Below are 18,225 nucleotides of genomic sequence, written 5' to 3' on the forward strand. Positions count from 1 at the left end.
GGGCCCGGGACGGTCGCCCACCCCGCGCCGGGCCCGGCGCAGCCGCCCCCCCGAGCCGCCGGGCCGGCGGATCGGGTCGGCCGCGAGAAGGGGCGCTTTCCGGCCGGACGGGGCGGGGAGGCGCGGGAGCTGGAGCGGGCGACCGGCGGCGACACTGCTGCCAAGAGCCGCCGGACACCCTCAGGGGATGGTCAGACCTTGCGGTAGGAGTACGCCTCCGCCGCGGCCGCCTCCACCGCGCCGAGGTCGGCGCCGGTGGCCGCCGTCACGACCGCGGCGACCGCGCCCTCTACGAACGGCGCGTCCACCAGGCGGGTGCCGTCCGGGAGTTCGTCGCCCTCGGCTAGCAGCGCCTTGACGGTGAGCACCGCGCTGCCCAGGTCGGTGAGGACGGCGACCCCCGCCCCCCGGTCCACAGACGCGGCGGCGGCGGCGATCAGCTCCGCACTGGTGCCGAGCCCGCCGCCCTCGGTGCCGCCCGCCGCGGCGACCGGCACCGCCGTGCCGCCGCCCGCCAGGCCCTTGGCCAGTTCGGCGACGGAGGCGGCGACCTCCGCGCTGTGCGACACCAGCACGATCCCGACCGGCTTGTCGTCACTCATCGGCAGCCTCCTGAAGTCCCGCGACGAGCAGCGCCGACGAGGTGGCGCCCGGATCCTGGTGACCGATGCTGCGCTCTCCGAGATAGCTGGCCCGGCCCTTGCGGGCCTGCAGCGGGGTGGTCGCCAGGGCGCCCTCCTCGGCGGCGGCCCGTGCCGCGCCGAAGCCGTCGCCGAGCGCGTCGACGGCCGGCACCAGGGCGTCGATCATCGTCTTGTCGCCGGGCGCGGCCCCGCCGAGCGCCATGACCTTGTCCACCCCGGCCCGCAGGGCCTCGGCGAGCTGCGCCTCGCTGACCTCGGCCGCGTCGCCCAGCGCCTTGCCGGTGCTGCGCAGCAGCGTCCCGTACAGCGGCCCCGACGCGCCGCCGACCGTGGAGATCAGCCGGCGCCCGGCGAGCGTCAGCACGGCACCCGGGGTGTCGGGCGCCTCCTCCGTCAGCGCGGCCACCACCGCCCTGAACCCGCGCTGGAGGTTGCTCCCGTGGTCGGCGTCCCCGATGGGGGAGTCGAGGGCGGTGAGCCGCTCCGCCTCGCGGTCGACGGATGAGGCGGTCGCCGCCATCCAGCGGCGGAAGAAGTCGGCGTCGAGCACTGGATCTCCTTGCGTTGTGGTACGGGCGCGGGTCGCTGCGGTCTCTCGCTCACATTCCCCAGCGCAGGGCCGGCGTCTTCACCGGTGCGTCCCACAGCCTCAGCAGCTCCTCGTCGACCTGGCAGAGGGTGATGGAGGCGCCGGCCATGTCGAGGGAGGTGACGTAGTTGCCGACCAGCGTGCGGGCGACGGTGACACCGCGCTCGGTGAGCACCCGCTGGACCTCCGCGTTGAAGCCGTACAGCTCCAGCAGCGGGGTCGCGCCCATGCCGTTGACCAGGACCAGCACCGGGTTGCGCGGGGGCATGTCCTCCAGGATGGCGTTGACCGAGAAGTCGGCGATCTCGCCCGAGGTCATCATGGCCCGCCGCTCGCGGCCCGGCTCGCCGTGAATCCCGATGCCCAACTCCAGTTCGCCGGGCGGCAGATCGAAGGTGGGGGTGCCCTTGGCCGGGGTGGTGACGGCGCTCAGGGCGACACCGAAGCTGCGGGAGTTCTCGTTCACCTGGCGTCCGATGGCCTCCACCCGCTCCAGCGGCTGACCCTCGGCCGCCGCGGCGCCCGCGATCTTCTCCACGAACAGGGTGGCGCCGGTGCCGCGCCGGCCGGCGGTGTACAGGCTGTCGGTGACGGCGACGTCGTCGTTGACGAGCACCTTTCCCACCTGGATGCCCTCGTCCTCGGCGAGTTCGGCGGCCATGTCGAAGTTGAGCACGTCGCCCGTGTAGTTCTTCACGATGAACAGGACGCCGGCCCCGCTGTCCACGGCCGCGGCCGCCCGCGCCATCTGGTCCGGGACGGGGGAGGTGAACACCTCACCGGGACAGGCCGCCGACAGCATCCCCGGGCCCACGAATCCGCCGTGCAGCGGCTCGTGCCCGGAACCCCCGCCGGACACCAGCCCGACCTGCCCGGCGACGGGGGCGTCCCGCCGTACGATCACCCGGTTCTCCACGTCGACGGTGAGATCGGGATGGGCGGCCGCCAGGCCCCGCAGCGCATCCGCCACCACGGTTTCCGGGACGTTGATCAGCATTTTCATGCCTATCTCCTGAGAAGTTAGCAGGTGACTCTCTGGCTGGTGTTTTCCTGTTCAGGGCGATTCTGGCCAGTTGCCGATCTTGGCGGTCGGAGGCGGCCTGCGGCGCCTTCTGGCGGGACTGATGCTGACGGAACGCTGACGTGGACGGCGGGTCATCGGATCCCCTGAGGGTGCGGCCAGGGGCCCCGGGCGGACTCTTGCTCACCAGTATCGACCTCACGGGAGCGAAGGTCATGTGCGTCGCGGCTCCCTGATCGGTCGTAGTGGACGCGGCGGGCCCCTTGAGGCGTCAGGGCAACACCCTGTGGTGGCCGGGCGGGGTGGAGACGCGGTCGTGGTCGTCGGGGAGAGGCATGCCAGGCAGGTGCTCGGTCTGCTGGTGATTCTCGGTCTGCTGGTGACAGAGCAGCTGTACGCCGCTGACCTGAGGGAATGCCCCGTACCGCCGCTGCCTCGGTGCGGCTCACCTCTGTGGTGCGTGGGCCAGATAGGCGAGGACCGCCAGGACCCGGCGGTGGCCGCTGTCGCTCGGCGGCAGGCCGAGCTTGAGGAAGACGTTGCCGATGTGCTTGTGGACCGCGCGCTCGGTGACGACGAGGGTCCTGGCGATGGTCGCGTTGTCGTGGCCCTCGGCCATCAGCGCCAGCACCTCGCGCTCGCGCGGGGTGAGCGAGTCGAGTGGCGAGTCCTTGCGGCGGGTGAGGAGTTCGGAGACCACCTCGGGGTCCAGCGCGGTGCCGCCGGCGGCCACCCGCTCCAGCGCGTCGAGGAACTCGTCGACCCGGCCGACCCGGTCCTTCAGGAGATAGCCGATCCCATGGGTGCCGCCGCCCAGCAGTTCGGCGGCGTACGACTCCTCGACGTACTGCGAGAGGACCAGCACCGGCAATCCGGGCAGCCGCTCACGGGCCTCCAGCGCCGCCCGCAGCCCCTCGTCACGGAATCCCGGGGGCATCCGTACGTCGAGCACGGCTACGTCCGGGCGGTGCTCAAGGAGCGCGGGCATGATCTCGGGGCCGCTGCCCGCGACGGCCAGGACGTCATGGCCGGCCGAGGTCAGCAACAGGACCAGCCCTTCCCGCAGGAGGGCGTTGTCCTCGGCGATCACCACACGCACGGCAACTCCACTTCGATCACGGTCGGCCCCCCGACCGGGCTGGACACTTCCATGGTTCCGTCGAGCGCGGCGACCCGCCGCCGCATGCCGAGCAGCCCTGAGCCACCGGTCTCGACGGCACCGCCACGACCCTCGTCCCGGACCCGCACGCGCAGCCCCCGCCGCTCCCGGACCAGCCGGACCTCCGCCCAGGACACCCCGCTGTACTTGGCCACGTTGGTCAGCGCCTCGGCCGCCACGAAATAGGCCGCCGCCTCCACGGCCGCAGGCGCCCGCACCCCTCGCTCCAGACCGCCGTCGTCCAGGGCGACCTCGAGTCCGCTGGTCGCCGCCAACGCCCGCAGCGCGCCCACGAGGCCTCGGTCGGTCAGGATCGGCGGATGGATGCCGCGGACGACGTTCCGCAGCTCCGCCAGCGCCTTCTCGGCCTGGTCCTGGGCCTCGTCCAGCAGCGTGAGCGCGGCCTCCGGGTCAGGGCCGTAGGCGCGTTTGGCGAGCCCGATCCGCATGGACAGCGCCACCAGCTGCGCTTGCGCCCCGTCGTGCAGATCGCGTTCGATACGGCGCAGTTCGGCACCGTGCGCGGCGATCGCGTCGGCCCGGGTCCGGGCCAGCCGCTCCACCTGGGCAGTCAGCAGAGCCTGCGGGGACGGTTTGAGCAGAGCCGTCGACCAGTCGGCCTCCAGGTCCGCGAGCCGCACGATCAGCGGCAGGACGACGGCCTCGCGGCGCAGCAGCCCGCACCACGCGCCGTCGACGAGCAGCCCGACCGGCCACAGCGGCAGGGCGAGGGCGAGCAGCGCGCCGTAGAACCAGTGGGCGACCATCCAACGCAGATCCCTGCGGGTACCGGGATCCCGTACCGCGGTGACCACCCGCTCGCGCACTGTGCCGGTCAGGGGCGGGTACACCTCGGGGATCTTGACGCCGGTCCAGGCAGCGGTGAGGTCCCGCTTGGCCCCCGCGATCCGCCGGACGACCAGCACCGTCTCGGGCAGCAGCCAGATACCGGCCAGTGCCAACGTACCGACGGCCGTGATCAGCAGCACCGTGATGAAGATCCACATGCCGAACGCCATGAGCGCTGTCAGAAAGAGGTGAGCGGTGGCCCTTCCGGCGCGCTGCACCGTTTTCCACATGGCAGGACGCTAGATGATGTACTTGAGTTACGCAAGTATTGGTGGGGGTGGGGCGGGCGCCTTCGCAGCCGTACGGGGCAGGGGCGGCCAGCGCCCGGGCCGCCGCAGGCCCGGGCACCACCGTGACCGGACTGCCCCGAGTCCGAGGGCCTAGGGGGCTACACCCTCGGGCCGACTCGACGGACCGAACGGGCGGGCCCGGGCCGTGTGGGCACCGAACCCGCCTCCTGCGGAGGTGTCCTACTTGGACTGCCTCATGAGCCAGTCCCGGATACCCGGAATGGTGTACGCGATGTGCCACGTGCCCATGTGCGCGCTGGTGCCGGAGCCGGAGCTGACGGTCGTGCCGGTGAGGAAGGAGGCGTAGTTGACCGGTGCCTTCTGGGCCTTGAGGTTGCGGACGTCGGCGGCGAACTGGGCCGCGGTGGACTGACCGTCCCACACCGCGGTGGCGACCTGGGTGCCCGCGTCCTCGATAGCCTTGGTGATGGCGTTCTCACCGGTATAGGACTTGTCGTCGTCCTGGGAGACGACGATCCACAGCTTCTTGCCGGCCAGCGGTGCCGCCTGGTCGGCGGGCCACTGGCCGGCGACGATGAACGCGGCGGCGAACAGGTCCGGGTACCTGATGTTCAGGCCCAGCGACATCATCGCGCCCATCGACTGGCCGGTCGTGTAGCGGCGGTTCTCGTCGATGGAGTACTGCTCGGTCACCGCCTGGACGAGGTTGGCCGTGGCGTCGAACAGCGTCGAGGGTTCGTAGTCGTCGTCGACGACGACGGAGCCGTACTCGGGGGCGAGTACGAAACTCTCGTGCTTCGCCTGGTCCTCGGCGCCGGCCCAGCACACGGCCCCCAGGCCCTGGACCAGCGGGCCCTCGGTGGCCACGTTGACGACGCTCGCGTCGTGCATGAACAGCACGAGTGGGTACCGCTTGCGCGGGTCGTAGTCCTTCGGGATGAAGAGGTTGTACCTGAGGGTCTGCCCGGTGGCGGGGTCGTCGAAGGTGAACTGCTGGAAGTCGTCCACGACGAGGTTCACGACGGCACTGGTCGTCAGTGTCGTGCCGGTGGCCGCATAGCGGGCGCCGTGCGTGGTCCTGACGGTGTCCTTCTGGACCACCGAGGCCGTCGCCGCCACGATCGTGCCGCCTGGTGTGCTGTCGCCGACCTTCGGACCGCCGGCCCCCGGGCCGCCTGAGCCGCTCGAGTCGCTGGGGCTGGGGCTCGGAGAGCCCGTCGAGGTGCCGCCACCGCCCTGCTGGGTCACCCACAGCGCTGCCGAGTCGTCGTCGGGCGAGAGCTCGACGACGACGAACCGGCCGTCCCTGCCCCGCTCGGCCAACGCGGCCGCCCCGTTCGTGTAGACCTTGGTGACCGTCCGGCCGGTGACGGCGAACGTGGAGGTGGAGAGGGCGGACCCGTCGATGTCGCGGTCGTACTCGACGGCCACGGCGATGAGCTTCTGACCGTCTCCGAACACCTTCGTGATCGCGGTCGCGCCTCGGATGTGGCCGGCCGTGGAGGCCGTCTGGTTCGGTTCGGCCGCCGCACCGAGAGCCGTTCCCCCCACGACGGCCACCGCACCGGCCGCCGCGGCTCCCGCTATGAACGTACGCCTTTCCACCAAAGCAGACTCCTTTTCCAGTGACGACTGATCGCCACAATCCATCGGCCCGACCAGGCCGCCCGGACAACGTCCGCAACGCTAAGAAGTCCTGCTTGGAAAGAGCTGTGTGGTCTCAGCCGCACAGCTGGGGCGCCTCTCATTTTTCACAGGTTACGCATATATAGCCTGGTCGTACCCACACTTCGTGGTACGCAATCTCATCTTTCGCGATCTGTTCCACGCCTGCCGCGAACCGAATGTGCCTTCTGTTCCATTCCTGGCGCTCGCATGGGCTGAAGAGGCACCGTGCGTAGGAATCTCGACATGTCGTTCGGAGTTGCCGGGGAGCGTCCGCGAGCACGGTCGTCGTGCTGCGGCGGTCAGGCCGTTCCCCCGGGCTCGGGTCGTCAAGGCACCCGGCACGCTCAGGAACGGGGAATTCAACCTGTGAGTTCACACTGCATTCCGTGTGACCGGAAGGCCCCTGCGAAATCGAGCCGTCGATACTCGTCGTGAAAGCTGAGCTTGCGTCCTGCGAATTGCCGATAACTGGAGGCGCTGTGATGCTTCCTCGGTGTTATGGCGCCGCTCCCGACGCACGTCGGGTCGACTGACCGAAACCGCCGGCAGCCGGTTACGGATCCGGCCTTTTCCCCTGGAGGACTGCGATGTCTGAGCGAAACGAGAACGAGATGGACCAAGCCGGCTCCTCCGGGGACGTGAGCCGCCGTTCGTTCGTCGCGGCGACGACCCTCGCGGTGGCGGCCACGGCCGTCATGGGCGGCGCGACGGCCGCCGGGGCCGCCACGAAGACGGCGACCGGGCTGAAGGTGGGCGCCGGCAAGGCCGCGTTCACGCCCGGCGCCTCGATCCTGCCCCTGGACAACTTCACCTCGGTGCACGACGACCTGTACGCACGTGTCCTGCTGGTCGAGTCCGGCACCCGCCGAATCGCCCTGGCCGTGCTGGACCTCACCTCGATCAGTGGCGAGGCGATCGGGCTGATGCGCGCGGCCATCACCGCGGCCACCGGCATCACGGCCGCGAACATCATGGTCACCGTCACGCACTGCTTCTCCGCACCGCACGTCGCGGACAGTGGCTCGTCGGCGGGCGCCGCGACGTACGTGCAGAACATCGTCAGCGCCACCAAGAGCGCGGTCGCCGACGCGGTCAGGAACCTTCAGGACGCCCAGGTCGGCTACGGCCGCGGTGAGGCCGACATCAACGTCAACCGCAACGTGCTCACCGCGGACGGCTACTGGCTGGGCGTCAACGAGCGGGGCAACTCCGACCACGGCGTGTACGTCGCCCGGTTCAACGATCTCGACGGCGACCCGATCGCCGTCCTGACCAACTACAACGTGCAGTCCTGTGTGATGCAGGACTCCGTCATGAGCGACGGCAACCTGCCGATCACCGCCGACCTGGCCGGCGCCGCCACCGCGCACGTGGAGAGCGAGTTCCCGGGCGCCATCGGTTTCTGGCTCGTCGGTGCCTGCGGTGACCAGTTCCCGGCCTACCGCTCGAAGCGGTACACGATCGACAGGAACAAGGCGTGGACCTACGGCGTCGACCTGCACGACGCCGGCTTCGCCCTGCTGACCGCACAGGGCGAGCGCCTGGGCAACGAGATCGTGCGGGTGTCCCAGGCCATCACCAGGTACGAGAGCGGAAAGAACGTCACGGTGCGTCTGCTCACCGACCAGGTCACCACCACCGAGATGGAGACCGACCATCCCACGGGCCCGGTGAAGACCACCACCTACACCCCCACCGACACCGTCGAGGTGCCGATCTGGGTCTTCCAGGTGGGCAACGGCCTGTTCGCCGGCGTGGAGCCGGAACTGTCCACCAGCACGGCGGACGCCATTCGCAAGGCGTCCCCGTTCGCCAGCACCTTCGTCATGTCGATGTTCGAGGGCGGCGCCAAGAACATGCCCGACCGCTGGAACTACGACAACTTCACCTACGAGGCACGCGATGGCTTCTATGTCGAGGGCACCGCCGAGAAGGTCGCCGCACGGATCGAACGCCTCGGCAAGTCCCTGAACTGAGAGGCGGAGTCGCAAGTTGCGGGGCGATGAGACGGACGGAGTCCGTCTGCGCAGGTGACGAGGCCGATGGACGCTCCCGGAGCGGTGCCGGACCCGGGAGCGTCCTGTTGCGAATATGTTCCGCACTCTTGACGGACATCTTCTGACTGCGTAGACATGGCTGCGCAGTCAGATCGTCGGAGCAACCGGCGCGGAACGCGGCCATCGGGAGACATCATGACGCGATCTACAGGACGGGCCGGCGTTTCCGGTGCGCCCCGGAGCGTGGATGTGGCCCAACTGGCCGGCGTGTCGCAGAAGACGGTGTCGCGGGTCTTCAACGACGAGGCGTACGTCTCGGCAGAGGTGCGCAAGCGCGTTCTCGACGCGGCCGACGCACTCGGCTACCGGTTGAACCACGCGGCCCGGGCGCTGGCCTCCGGCCGGACTCGCTCCATCGGCGTGGTGACGCTCGGGACGGCACTGTACGGACCCGCGTCACTCCTCATCGGCATCGAGCGGGCCGCCCGGGACACCGGATACGCGCTCCGCGTCGTCAACACCCTGGAAGGCGATCCGAGCGGCGTCCGCGGAGCCGTCGACTCGCTCCTCGAACAGGGCGTGGACGGCATCGTCATCTCCGAGCCGATCGACGAGGAGGGGGACGGGGGAGCGGTCCCCACCGACGTGCGCGTACCGGTGCTGGTCCTGGGTGCGCCCGTGGCCACGACGGCCCCCGGTACCGTGGCCGCCGGTGTCGGCGCCGACCTGCTGGCACGCGCCGCCACCGAGCATCTCCTCGACCTCGGACACCGGACCGTCCACCACCTCGCGGGTCCGCAGCGCTGGTATGCCGCCCGCGACCGCCTGCGGGGGTGGCGTGAGGCACTGGCGGCACGAGGCTGCGACGAGCCGTCGGTCGTCGAGGGCGACTGGTCCGCGGCATCGGGCTACGCGGCCGGCCGGGAACTGGCCGCCGACCCCGGCGTGACCGCGGTGTTCGCCGCCAACGACGACATGGCCATCGGCCTCATCCGCGCACTGACGGAGGCCGGCCGCACCGTGCCGGACGACGTCAGCGTCGTCGGATTCGACGACATCCCGGTGGCCGCGTTCGTGACCCCTCCGCTGACCACCGTGCGTCAGCCGTTCGACGCCGTGGCCCGGGAAGGGCTGAGACTTCTCGTCCACGCCATCGAGAAGCCCGGCGCCGACCTGCCCCCGGCAAACGATCCGCCCGTCGAACTCGTCCTTCGCGCGTCGACCGCGCCGCCGAGTGGAGGTCCATCCGACCGTTCCTGAGCAACTTCAGACCCGGTCGGCCCTGACCACGGATTCCGGGCCGGACCTGTCCCCCACACGCAGCCGCCGCACGGGCCGCTGCCCGGTTCACCCCTCCCTGCCACGCCGGCTCAGCCGCCCGCAGGGACTCGGGCACCGCACGATCTCCTTCTCGCCAGTGGCCGCCGCACCGGCGCCTGCTCCGACCGTCCTCCCCTCGTGGTCCGCCATCCGCACCGCGAGCCGGGAGCAGCCGATGACGACGTGCCCTTCCCCGCACCGACCCCGAAGTCCAGGTCGTCGTCTTCTCGCGTTCCGTCGCCCGGCATGCCGCCGCAGGCATGCCCTCACCTTCGCCCAACCGGCGGGAGTTCACCATGCCCAGATCCTTCGTCACGTCCTCCTCTCCGAGCCGTCGCGGATTCCTCGCCGCCGTGGGGGCGGCGACCTTCGGCGTCGCGCTGTCCGCCTGCAGTGGCGGCAACGGCAGCGGCGGCAACTCCGCCAAGCCCGTCTCCCAGGCCGACATCGACAAGGCGATGAAGACGCCGACCGAGCTCACCTTCTGGACCTGGGTCCCGAACATCGACAAGGAGGTCGCCCTCTTCGAGCAGAAGTACCCGGCCATCAAGGTCAAGGTCGTCAACGCCGGTCAGGGCGTGGCCCACTACACCAAACTGCGTACGGCGATCAAGGCCGGCAAGGGCGCCCCGGACCTGGCGCAGGTGGAGTACCAGGCGATCCCCACGTTCACCATCACGGACAGCCTGCTGGACCTGAACCCCTACGGCGCCGCCGGCCTGAAGAGCAAGTTCGTGGACTGGACCTGGGCGCAGGTCAGCGGCTCCGGCGGCGAGATCTGGGCGATCCCGCAGGACACCGGCCCGCTCGGCATGCTGTACCGGCAGGACATCTTCCACCAGCACGGCATCAAGCCGCCGACGACCTGGGACGAGTTCGCCGCGGCCGCGCGCAAGCTGCACAAGGCCGACCCGGACGTCTACCTGACCAACCTCGCGGCGAACGAGGCCGCGGCCTGGCACGGCCTGCTGTGGCAGGCGGGCGCCCACCCCTACGCCCTGTCCGGCAAGAGCGACATCACCATCGACGTGAACGACGCGATCTCCAAGAAGCTCGGCACCTACTGGGGCGGCCTCGCGAAGGAAGGCGTCATCAGCACCGACCCGGACTTCACCGACGGCTGGTACGCCGGGCTCAACAAGGGCAGGTACGCCACCTGGATCACCGCCGCGTGGGGCCCGGCGTTCCTCTCCGGTTCCGCCAAGGCCACGGCGGGCAAGTGGCGGGCCGCTCCGCTGCCGCAGTGGGACGCGTCGAGCCCCGCGTCCGGGAACTGGGGCGGCTCGACCAGCGCGGTCATCCGCTCGACCAAGAACCCCGTCGCCGCCGCGCAGTTCGCCCAGTTCCTGAACAGCGACCCCGCGACCGCCAAGATGTTCGCGACCGAGCAGTCGTTCTTCCCCGCGACCAAGGCCCTGCTCGCCGACGCGTCCTTCAGCGGCGCCACGCCCTCCTTCTACGGCGGCCAGAAGGTGAACCAGGTCTTCGCCGACATCAGCGACACGGTCAGCGACGGCTTCCAGTGGCCACCGTTCCTCGACCAGGCCGCCACCGACTGGACCGAGACCGTCGGAAAGTCCCTCGCCGGCAAGACCGACAGCGGTGCCGCACTCGACGCCTGGCAGCAGCGGCTCACCACCTACGCCAAGGGCCAAGGCTTCACCGTCAAGTCCGCGTGACCGCAGGCGGGTTCCGGCCCCGGCGCTCACCGCCCGGGCCCCGGGACCCCCGGCCGGCCCTCCCGCCATCCAGAAAGGCCCGTTGATGACCGCCATGACCGCGGCCTCCACCGAGGACCCGCGCCGAGCAGGGCCGCAGCGCCGCCGGCTCGGTGGCCTGCGCCACGGTGCGGCAGGCCCGTTGTTCATCGCACCGTTCATGGTGCTGTTCGTGCTGCTGTTCCTGACCCCGCTCGGCTACGCCGCCTATCTCAGCCTGTTCCAGGAACGGCTCATCGGCGGGACGACGTTCGTCGGGCTGGACAACTACGTGACCGCCCTGAAGGACCCGCTCCTGAGGGAAGGCCTGCTGCGGGTCGCGGCGTTCTTCGCGATCCAGGTCCCCGTGATGCTCCTGCTGGCGCTGCTCTTCGCACTCGCGCTCGACAGCGGCCTGCTACGGCTCGCCAAGGTCATCAGACTCGGCATCTTCGTCCCGTACGCGGTACCGAGCGTCGTCGCCACCCTCATGTGGGGCTACCTCTACGGCCCCGACTTCGGCCCCTTCGCGCAACTGGGCCGCAAGCTCGACGTGCCGGTCCCGCACTTCCTCAGCGACACCTGGATGCTGGGCAGCCTGGCGAACGTGGTGACCTGGGAGTTCGTCGGCTACAACATGATCATCCTCTATGCCGCGCTGCGGACCATCCCGGGTGAGCTGTACGAGGCGGCCGCCGTGGACGGCGCCGGGGCCTGGCGCATCGCCTGGTCGGTCAAGCTGCCCGCGCTCCGGCCGGCGCTCCTGCTGACCCTGCTCTTCTCGGTGATCGGCAGCTTCCAGCTGTTCAACGAACCGAAACTGCTGCAGACCATCGCCCCCGACGTGATCGACAGTTCGTACACCGCGAACCTCTACGCCTACACCCTCGCCTTCACCGGACAGCAGGTGAACTACGCGGCCGCGGTCTCCTTCCTGCTCGGCCTGGTCATCGTGGTCTTCTCCTACGCCGTGCTGATCTCCGCGAACCGCAGGAGGACGTCGTGACGGTCGTCTCCCAGTCCTCGACCCGTGCCCCCGCGACCCCGGCCACGGCGGCCTCCCGGGCCACCGCGTCCCTCCGTGTGTCCAAGGCCCCGCGCGGGCGCCGCTCCCCGGTCCGACGCCGCAGCACCCCGCTGACGATCGTCATGCTGGCCGTGCTCGCCTACTTCCTCCTGCCGCTGTTCTGGCTCGTCGTCGCCTCGACCAAGAGCACCCAGGACCTGTTCAACAGCTTCGGCCTGTGGTTCTCGCACAGCCCGCGACTGCCGGCGAACATCAGGCAGACCCTCACCTACGAAGACGGCGTCTTCCTGCACTGGCTGCTCAACACGGTCCTGTACTCGGTCGGCAGCGCGCTCGGCGCCGCCCTGCTGGCCACCGCGGCCGGGTACGGCTTCGCCAAGTACCGGTTCCGGGGCAACAGTTCCGCCTTCAACCTGGTCCTCGGCGCCATCATGATCCCGACCACGGCGCTGGCGATCCCGACCTACCTGCTCTTCGCGAAGGTGGGACTGGTCAACACCCCCTGGGCGATCGTCCTGCCCTCGCTCGTCAGCCCGTTCGGCCTCTACCTGATGCGCATCTACGCCCAGGACGCCGTACCCGACAGCCTCTTGGAGGCCGCCCGGATCGACGGCGCCGGAGAGCTGCGGATCTTCGTCCGGATCGCCCTGCGGCTGCTGGCACCGGGTCTCGTGACGGTCGTCCTCTTCACGCTCGTGGCGACCTGGAACAACTACTTCCTGCCGCTGATCATGCTCAACGACCCGAAGCTGTACCCCGTCACGGTCGGGCTCTCCTCCTGGGCGGCCCAGGCCCAGAACGGCGGGGCCGGCGCCAGCAGCGACATGCTCGCGCTCGTCGTGACCGGCTCGCTGATCTCGGTCGTCCCCCTCGTCGTGGCCTTCCTGATGCTCCAGCGGTACTGGCAGAGCGGCCTGGCCGCCGGCGGTGTCAAGCAGTAAGCGCCGGCGACCACACCCCTGCTCTTTCTCCCATCCCCCTCTTGGAGGCCCCTTCATGGCGGTCCTGCCCGCCCGTGTCCTGTTCGGCGCCGCCTACTACCACGAGTACACGCCGGCCTACGGCGGCACGCGGCCCGACGAACAGCTCAAGTCCGACCTCGACCTGATGGCCGACGCGCACTTCACCGTCATCCGCGTCGGAGAGTCGGTCTGGTCGACGTGGGAGCCGGAGAGCGGACGGTTCGACCTCGACTGGCTGCGACCCGTGCTCGACGGCGCCCATGAGCGCGGCATCTCCGTGATCCTCGGCACGCCGACCTACGCCGTGCCGCCGTGGCTGGCCCGGCAGTACCCGGAGATCACCGGCGAGCGGCGCACGGGCGAGCGGATCGGCTGGGGTGCCCGCCAGGAGGTGGACATCACCCACCCGGCGTTCCGGTTCCACGCCGAGCGGGTGATCCGGAAGATCGCCGAGCGGTACCACGACCACCCCGCGGTCATCGGATGGCAGGTGGACAACGAGCCGGGGCTGCATCTGCTGCACAACCGGGGCGTGTTCGAGCGATTCGTCGACCACCTGCGCCACAAGTACCGGGACGTCGAGACCCTCAACCGCGAGTGGGGCCTGGTCTACTGGTCGCACCGCCTGTCCACCTGGGCCGACCTGTGGACCCCGGACGGCAACGAGCAGCCCCAGTACGACGTCGCCTGGCGGGAGTTCCAGGCCTGCCAGGTCACCGAGTTCATCGGCTGGCAGGCCGACATCGTGCGCGAGTACGCCCGCCCGGAGCAGTTCGTCACCACCTGCATCTCCTACACGCGTAACGGCGTGGAGGACGACGAGTTGTCCGACCGCCTCGACATCGCGTCCGGCAACCCGTACTACGACATGCAGGACGGCCTGCTGCTCCCCGACCCCACGCCCGACGAGCACCAACAGATCTGGAAGACGACCGGAGTCTGGTCGATGTACCAGACCGCGGACTGGATGTTCTCCTCACGCCAGGAGCCGTTCCTGGTCACCGAGACCAACGCGAACTCCATCGGCTTCCCCTGGGACAACCGCCCCGGATTCGACGGCCAGTGGCGCCAGGCGGCCTGGTCCCATGTGGCGCGCGGCGCCCGGATGATCGAGTACTGGCAGTGGCAGACCCTGCGCTTCGGCGCCGAGACCTACTGGGGTGGCGTCCTCCCGCACAGCGGCCGCCCGGGCCGAACGTACGCCGAAATCGCCAGACTGGGCGCGGAGTTCGAGAAGGCCGGCCCGCTCGTCGCGGGGCTGAAGCCGGACGCCGACATCACGATGGTCTACTCGACGCCGAGCAAGTGGCTGATGCAGAAGTACCCGCCCCTGGCGACCGCCGACGGCGACCCGGACCCGGCCTCGTACCACCGCATCTTCGACCCGTTCTACCGAGGGGCCTTCGACGCCGGCCGTCAGGTCCGCATCGTGCACGTCCGGCAGCTCCACGACCCGGACGGCGACCGGGAGGGCATGGCCCCCGCCGAAGCGGCCCGGCGCCACCCGGTCCTGGTGGTGCCCGCCCTGTACCTCGCCCACGACACCACCGTGGACTGGCTGGCCGCCTACGCCCATGCCGGCGGCCATCTCGTCCTCGGCCCGCGGACGGCCTACGCCGACCACGAGGCACGGGCCCGGCCGGAGCCGGCCCCCGGTGGTCTCGCCGCCGCGGCGGGCGTGACGTACGACGAGTTCAGCAACCTGACCGCCGGGATCACGGTCACCGCCACCCCCGGCGGCCCGCTCGACCTCCCCGCGGACGCGACGGCCACGCACTGGGCGGACGGCCTGACCGTGCACGACGCCGAGGTACTCGCCCGGTACGACCATCCCCACTTCGGCAGGTGGCCGGCGATCACCACCCGCCGCCATGGCGAGGGGCGCGTCACCTGCGTCGGCACCGCTCCGGGGCGCGGTCTCGCCCGGGCCCTCGCCGACTGGCTGGCGCCCGCCGCGCGCAGCGGATGGCAGCGCCTTCCGGCGTCCGTCACCGCCACCACGGGCACGGCCTCGGACGGCCGCAGGGTGCACGTGATCCACAACTGGAGCTGGGCGCCAGCGCGGGTCGCGGCTCCCGTCGAGCTGACCGATGTTCTCGACGGCACTCCCGTCCCGGCGGGCACAGCCCTTGAACTGGGTGCCTGGGACGTGAAGGTGCTCGTCGCCGCCGCTTCTGACGGAGCGAGGGCCTAGGACCAAGGCCCGTCGGTGTCACCCCGAGGACCACCCACCTCAAAGGAGAGGCTGTGCAGAAAAAGAGAAAACCTGCTGGGAGCCGCCGTCGCGGCCGCCGCACTGCTGGCGATCCCGGCGTCCGGCGGCGCCCAGGCGTACGCCCCGACGGGCGGGACCATCTACCAGCTCGGCGGTGAGGCGTGCCTCAAGGGCCTGGAACCTCGTCAAGACCGGCGACGGCCTCTACAAGCTGCAGGCGGTCAAGAACACGAGCCTGTACCTGACCGGAGCAACCCCAGGAGGGCAGCTCACCTTGCAGACGGCGACCACGGACGGCTCCCAGGACTGGGAACTGGTCCGGTAGACGCCGTTCGGTGACGCGACAGGCGCCGGTTCACAGACGCACGATGACCAGCGCGGTGTCGTCGGTGGCATCACCGGCTGGGAGCAGGTCGGTGAGTACGGCGTCGGCGAGAGCTTCGGGATCGTCCGCCTGGTGGCGGCCCAGGGCGTCGGCGAGTCGGGCGAGGCCCGCGTCGATGTCCTCGTCGCGGCGTTCGATCAGACCGTCGGTGTACAGCACGAGGTCAGCGCCCTCACGGAAGGGCGTGACAGCCTGGGTCCGGGGGCCGTGTTGAGGACGGGCGGCCAGTGGCGGGTCGGTTGCCTGGTCCAGGAAATCGACCGTCCCGTCCCTCTGCAGGAGCGCCGGCGGAGGGTGGCCGGCGCTGCTGTAGGTGATGGTGTCGTTCTCCCAGTCGATGAACGCCGTGGCCACGGTGGTGTTCTCGGCACCGTCGAGGGTGCGGGCGTACAGCCCGAGGACTTCCAGGGCGCGGGCGGGGCCTTCGGGGACGAGACAGGCGGCGGTGAGGGCGCTGCGCAGTTGTCCCATGACACCGGCCGCGGACAGGCCGTGACCGACGACGTCGCCGACGGCGACGGCGATGCGATCGCCGGGCAGGTCGACCAGGTCGTACCAGTCGCCGGCCACGTTGAGCGCTTCGGCGGCCGGCCGGTAGCGAACGGCCGTTGGGTGCCGGCCGTGCGGGCGAGGGGCGGGCAACATGGCCTCTTGCAAGGTCAGCGCGACTTCACGGGCGCGGATGAGCTCGGTGACGTCCTCCAGTCGCTGCAGCAGCAGCGTCACCCGCCCGTCAGCTCCGAACACGGGAGTGTTGGTCACGTTGAAATACCGCTCGTGCCATATCCCCGGCTGGTCGGGGTCCTTCATGTCGTAGCGCTGCAGCGCTACGATGCTGCGCTCACCGGTGGCCGCGACCCGGCGAAGTGACGCCAGAACCCTGAGCAGGAGAGGCTCGGCGGAGTCGTTTTCGGGGCGGTCCTCGGGTATGAAGCTACCGATCACCCGCTCGCGGGGGAGGCCCCGGAGGCGTAGGAACTCCGCGTTGGCGTCCGCGAGGATCAGCTGCGGAGTCACCAGCGCCGCCGCCCCGGGAAGAGCCTGGAACACCGCCGCGTAGTCGACGGCCGGTTCTGCCATGATTCCCTGCTTACCGCGCCGCTGTCTGTCTTCTCACGATACGAGCAGCTGGTCATGGCTCGCATCAGGAAGGTGGCGGGACAGCCCCGCGCTCCTCGCGGGCGCTTCAGCCTCGTATCTGCTCTCCAGCAGAGACATTCTCCCTCACGGTATTGGCATTCTCATCTTATGCAAGCACGGCACTCGGTGATGGATGACTTCGCCCAGGCCTCGCCGGGACGCCCCACGCCACAGGGGCATCTCCGCCTTCATCGTCGCCATGGACCAACCCGGCATCGAACAGCGCCCGTTGACGATGATGAGCGGGGTGACCAAGGAGCACGATCCCGTCCTGTTCGACGGCGCCAGGGCCCCCGTGGGCCAGATGGTCGGCGCACCCGGCGAGGGCTGGGCGCCGGCCCTGACGGTCGTAGGACACGAACGCGAGTCCTCAACCCTCGGATTCGAAGCAGCAGCTGCGTCAGTGCCGCTCGGCCAGGCTCTGGGTGCCGAGCACCGAGATCAGCTCCAGTTTCTCGGCGGCCTCGGTGCCCGGCTCGGCCGAGTACACGAGGATGTGCAGGTCGTGCTCTTCGACCCGGAGCTGGTCGCAGTCCAGCGTGAGCAGGCCCACCTGCGGATGCTCGATGGTCTTGCGTGACGCCTCCAGCCGGCCGACGACACCCGCGTCCCACAGCTCGGCGAACCGCTTGCTCTCGGTGCGCAACTCCGTGATCAAGCGCTGTAGGTGACGGTCGGCGGGGTAGCGGGCGGCCGTCGAGCGCAGCTCGGCGACCAAGCCGGCCTCGAAGGCGCGCCGTTCCTGGGGGGAGTGCCGCACCCGGGTCGGCCAGCCGAGGAAGTTGCGCCACACGCCGTTGCGCTGGAAGCCGCGCAGGCCGGACGGATCGCCCATCAGCGCCCCGTACATCGGGTTGGCCACCAGCAGGGTCATGGCCGCGTCCGAGACCGCCACCGGGGTGCCGACCAGCCGGTCCAGCAGCCGCTGGACGCTGGGCGTGAGGTACCCGGGCACCATGTCCGGGCCCGGCGGCACCAGCCCCGCCAGTCCGAACAGGTACGTCCGCTCGTCCGCGGACAGCCGCAGCGCCCGGGCGAGCGCTTCGACGACCTGCACGGACGGGTTCGTCGCCCGGCCCTGTTCGAGGCGCGTGACGTAGTCGACCGAGATCCCGGCCAGCAGCGCCAGCTCCTCGCGCCGCAGACCCGCCGCGCGCCGCTGGCCACCGGCCGGCAGTCCCGCCGCGTCCGGGGCCACCCGGTCGCGCCAGCGCCGCAGCGCCCGCCCGAGTTCCGTCGCCGTCATGCCCCCAGTCAACACCGCCGGCCGCGGACGTGCCTGGTACCGGCAGTCATAGGCT

15 protein-coding genes are annotated in these 18,225 nt (G+C 70.4%); 7 read left to right on the forward strand and 8 right to left on the reverse strand.

All coding sequences use genetic code 11. The features are described 5' to 3' along the window. Nucleotides 1-191: 191 nt before the first annotated feature. From AB0N16_RS31080 to AB0N16_RS31105, 6 genes are all read right to left on the reverse strand, one after another. On the reverse strand, nt 192-602 hold the full coding sequence (locus tag AB0N16_RS31080; protein WP_362564838.1) for a PTS fructose transporter subunit IIA: 411 nt from the start codon (nt 600-602) through the stop codon (nt 192-194). Beyond that, nucleotides 595-1,194: a dihydroxyacetone kinase subunit DhaL gene (gene dhaL / locus AB0N16_RS31085; RefSeq protein ID WP_365802449.1), complete on the reverse strand. Its 600-nt coding sequence runs from the start codon at nt 1,192-1,194 to the stop codon at nt 595-597. The genes AB0N16_RS31080 and dhaL overlap by 8 nt, the downstream gene beginning before the upstream one ends. Before the next feature lie 49 nt (nt 1,195-1,243). Beyond that, nucleotides 1,244-2,236: a dihydroxyacetone kinase subunit DhaK gene (gene dhaK / locus AB0N16_RS31090; protein WP_365802451.1), complete on the reverse strand. Its 993-nt coding sequence runs from the start codon at nt 2,234-2,236 to the stop codon at nt 1,244-1,246. A gap of 463 nt (nt 2,237-2,699) precedes the next feature. After that, nucleotides 2,700-3,353: a response regulator transcription factor gene (locus AB0N16_RS31095; RefSeq protein ID WP_365802452.1), complete on the reverse strand. Its 654-nt coding sequence runs from the start codon at nt 3,351-3,353 to the stop codon at nt 2,700-2,702. After that, complete coding sequence (locus AB0N16_RS31100) at nt 3,341-4,492, reverse strand: histidine kinase (protein ID WP_365802454.1); 1,152 nt, start codon at nt 4,490-4,492, stop codon at nt 3,341-3,343. The genes AB0N16_RS31095 and AB0N16_RS31100 overlap by 13 nt, the downstream gene beginning before the upstream one ends. Before the next feature lie 240 nt (nt 4,493-4,732). Then, the gene (locus AB0N16_RS31105; RefSeq protein ID WP_365802456.1) at nt 4,733-6,118 is read right to left on the reverse strand and encodes an alpha/beta hydrolase-fold protein; all 1,386 of its coding nucleotides are present in this window, start codon (nt 6,116-6,118) and stop codon (nt 4,733-4,735) included. Nucleotides 6,119-6,768: 650 nt separating this feature from the next. On the opposite strand from AB0N16_RS31105, the gene AB0N16_RS31110 reads away from it, so the two are divergent. The 7 genes from AB0N16_RS31110 (at nt 6,769) to AB0N16_RS31140 (ending at nt 15,724) form a co-directional block, all read left to right on the forward strand. Then, a complete protein-coding gene (locus AB0N16_RS31110; protein ID WP_365802458.1) occupies nt 6,769-8,157 on the forward strand; it encodes a hypothetical protein in 1,389 nt (462 codons plus the stop codon). Nucleotides 8,158-8,373: 216 nt separating this feature from the next. Continuing rightward, nucleotides 8,374-9,438: a LacI family DNA-binding transcriptional regulator gene (locus AB0N16_RS31115; protein WP_365802460.1), complete on the forward strand. Its 1,065-nt coding sequence runs from the start codon at nt 8,374-8,376 to the stop codon at nt 9,436-9,438. A 356-nt stretch (nt 9,439-9,794) separates the two neighbouring features. Then, nucleotides 9,795-11,177, forward strand: coding sequence for an extracellular solute-binding protein (locus AB0N16_RS31120; protein ID WP_365802462.1), 1,383 nt, complete (start codon nt 9,795-9,797; stop codon nt 11,175-11,177). Nucleotides 11,178-11,262: 85 nt separating this feature from the next. Then, nucleotides 11,263-12,201, forward strand: a complete 939-nt coding sequence (locus tag AB0N16_RS31125) for a sugar ABC transporter permease (RefSeq protein WP_365802464.1) — start codon at nt 11,263-11,265, stop codon at nt 12,199-12,201. A gap of 77 nt (nt 12,202-12,278) precedes the next feature. After that, on the forward strand, nt 12,279-13,163 hold the full coding sequence (locus tag AB0N16_RS31130) for a carbohydrate ABC transporter permease (protein WP_365802860.1): 885 nt from the start codon (nt 12,279-12,281) through the stop codon (nt 13,161-13,163). A 55-nt stretch (nt 13,164-13,218) separates the two neighbouring features. Beyond that, on the forward strand, nt 13,219-15,378 hold the full coding sequence (locus AB0N16_RS31135) for a beta-galactosidase (RefSeq protein ID WP_365802466.1): 2,160 nt from the start codon (nt 13,219-13,221) through the stop codon (nt 15,376-15,378). 175 nt (nt 15,379-15,553) lie between these two features. Continuing rightward, nucleotides 15,554-15,724, forward strand: a complete 171-nt coding sequence (locus tag AB0N16_RS31140) for a hypothetical protein (RefSeq protein WP_365802872.1) — start codon at nt 15,554-15,556, stop codon at nt 15,722-15,724. 30 nt (nt 15,725-15,754) lie between these two features. Here the strand turns inward: AB0N16_RS31140 and AB0N16_RS31145 are convergent, their stop codons facing one another. Further along, nucleotides 15,755-16,864, reverse strand: a complete 1,110-nt coding sequence (locus AB0N16_RS31145; protein WP_365802468.1) for a SpoIIE family protein phosphatase — start codon at nt 16,862-16,864, stop codon at nt 15,755-15,757. Nucleotides 16,865-17,324: 460 nt separating this feature from the next. Next, nucleotides 17,325-18,170: a helix-turn-helix transcriptional regulator gene (locus AB0N16_RS31150; protein ID WP_365802470.1), complete on the reverse strand. Its 846-nt coding sequence runs from the start codon at nt 18,168-18,170 to the stop codon at nt 17,325-17,327. Nucleotides 18,171-18,225: the final 55 nt, after the last annotated feature.

The organism is Streptomyces sp. NPDC051105 (assembly GCF_040682795.1).
Classification (GTDB): domain Bacteria; phylum Actinomycetota; class Actinomycetes; order Streptomycetales; family Streptomycetaceae; genus Streptomyces.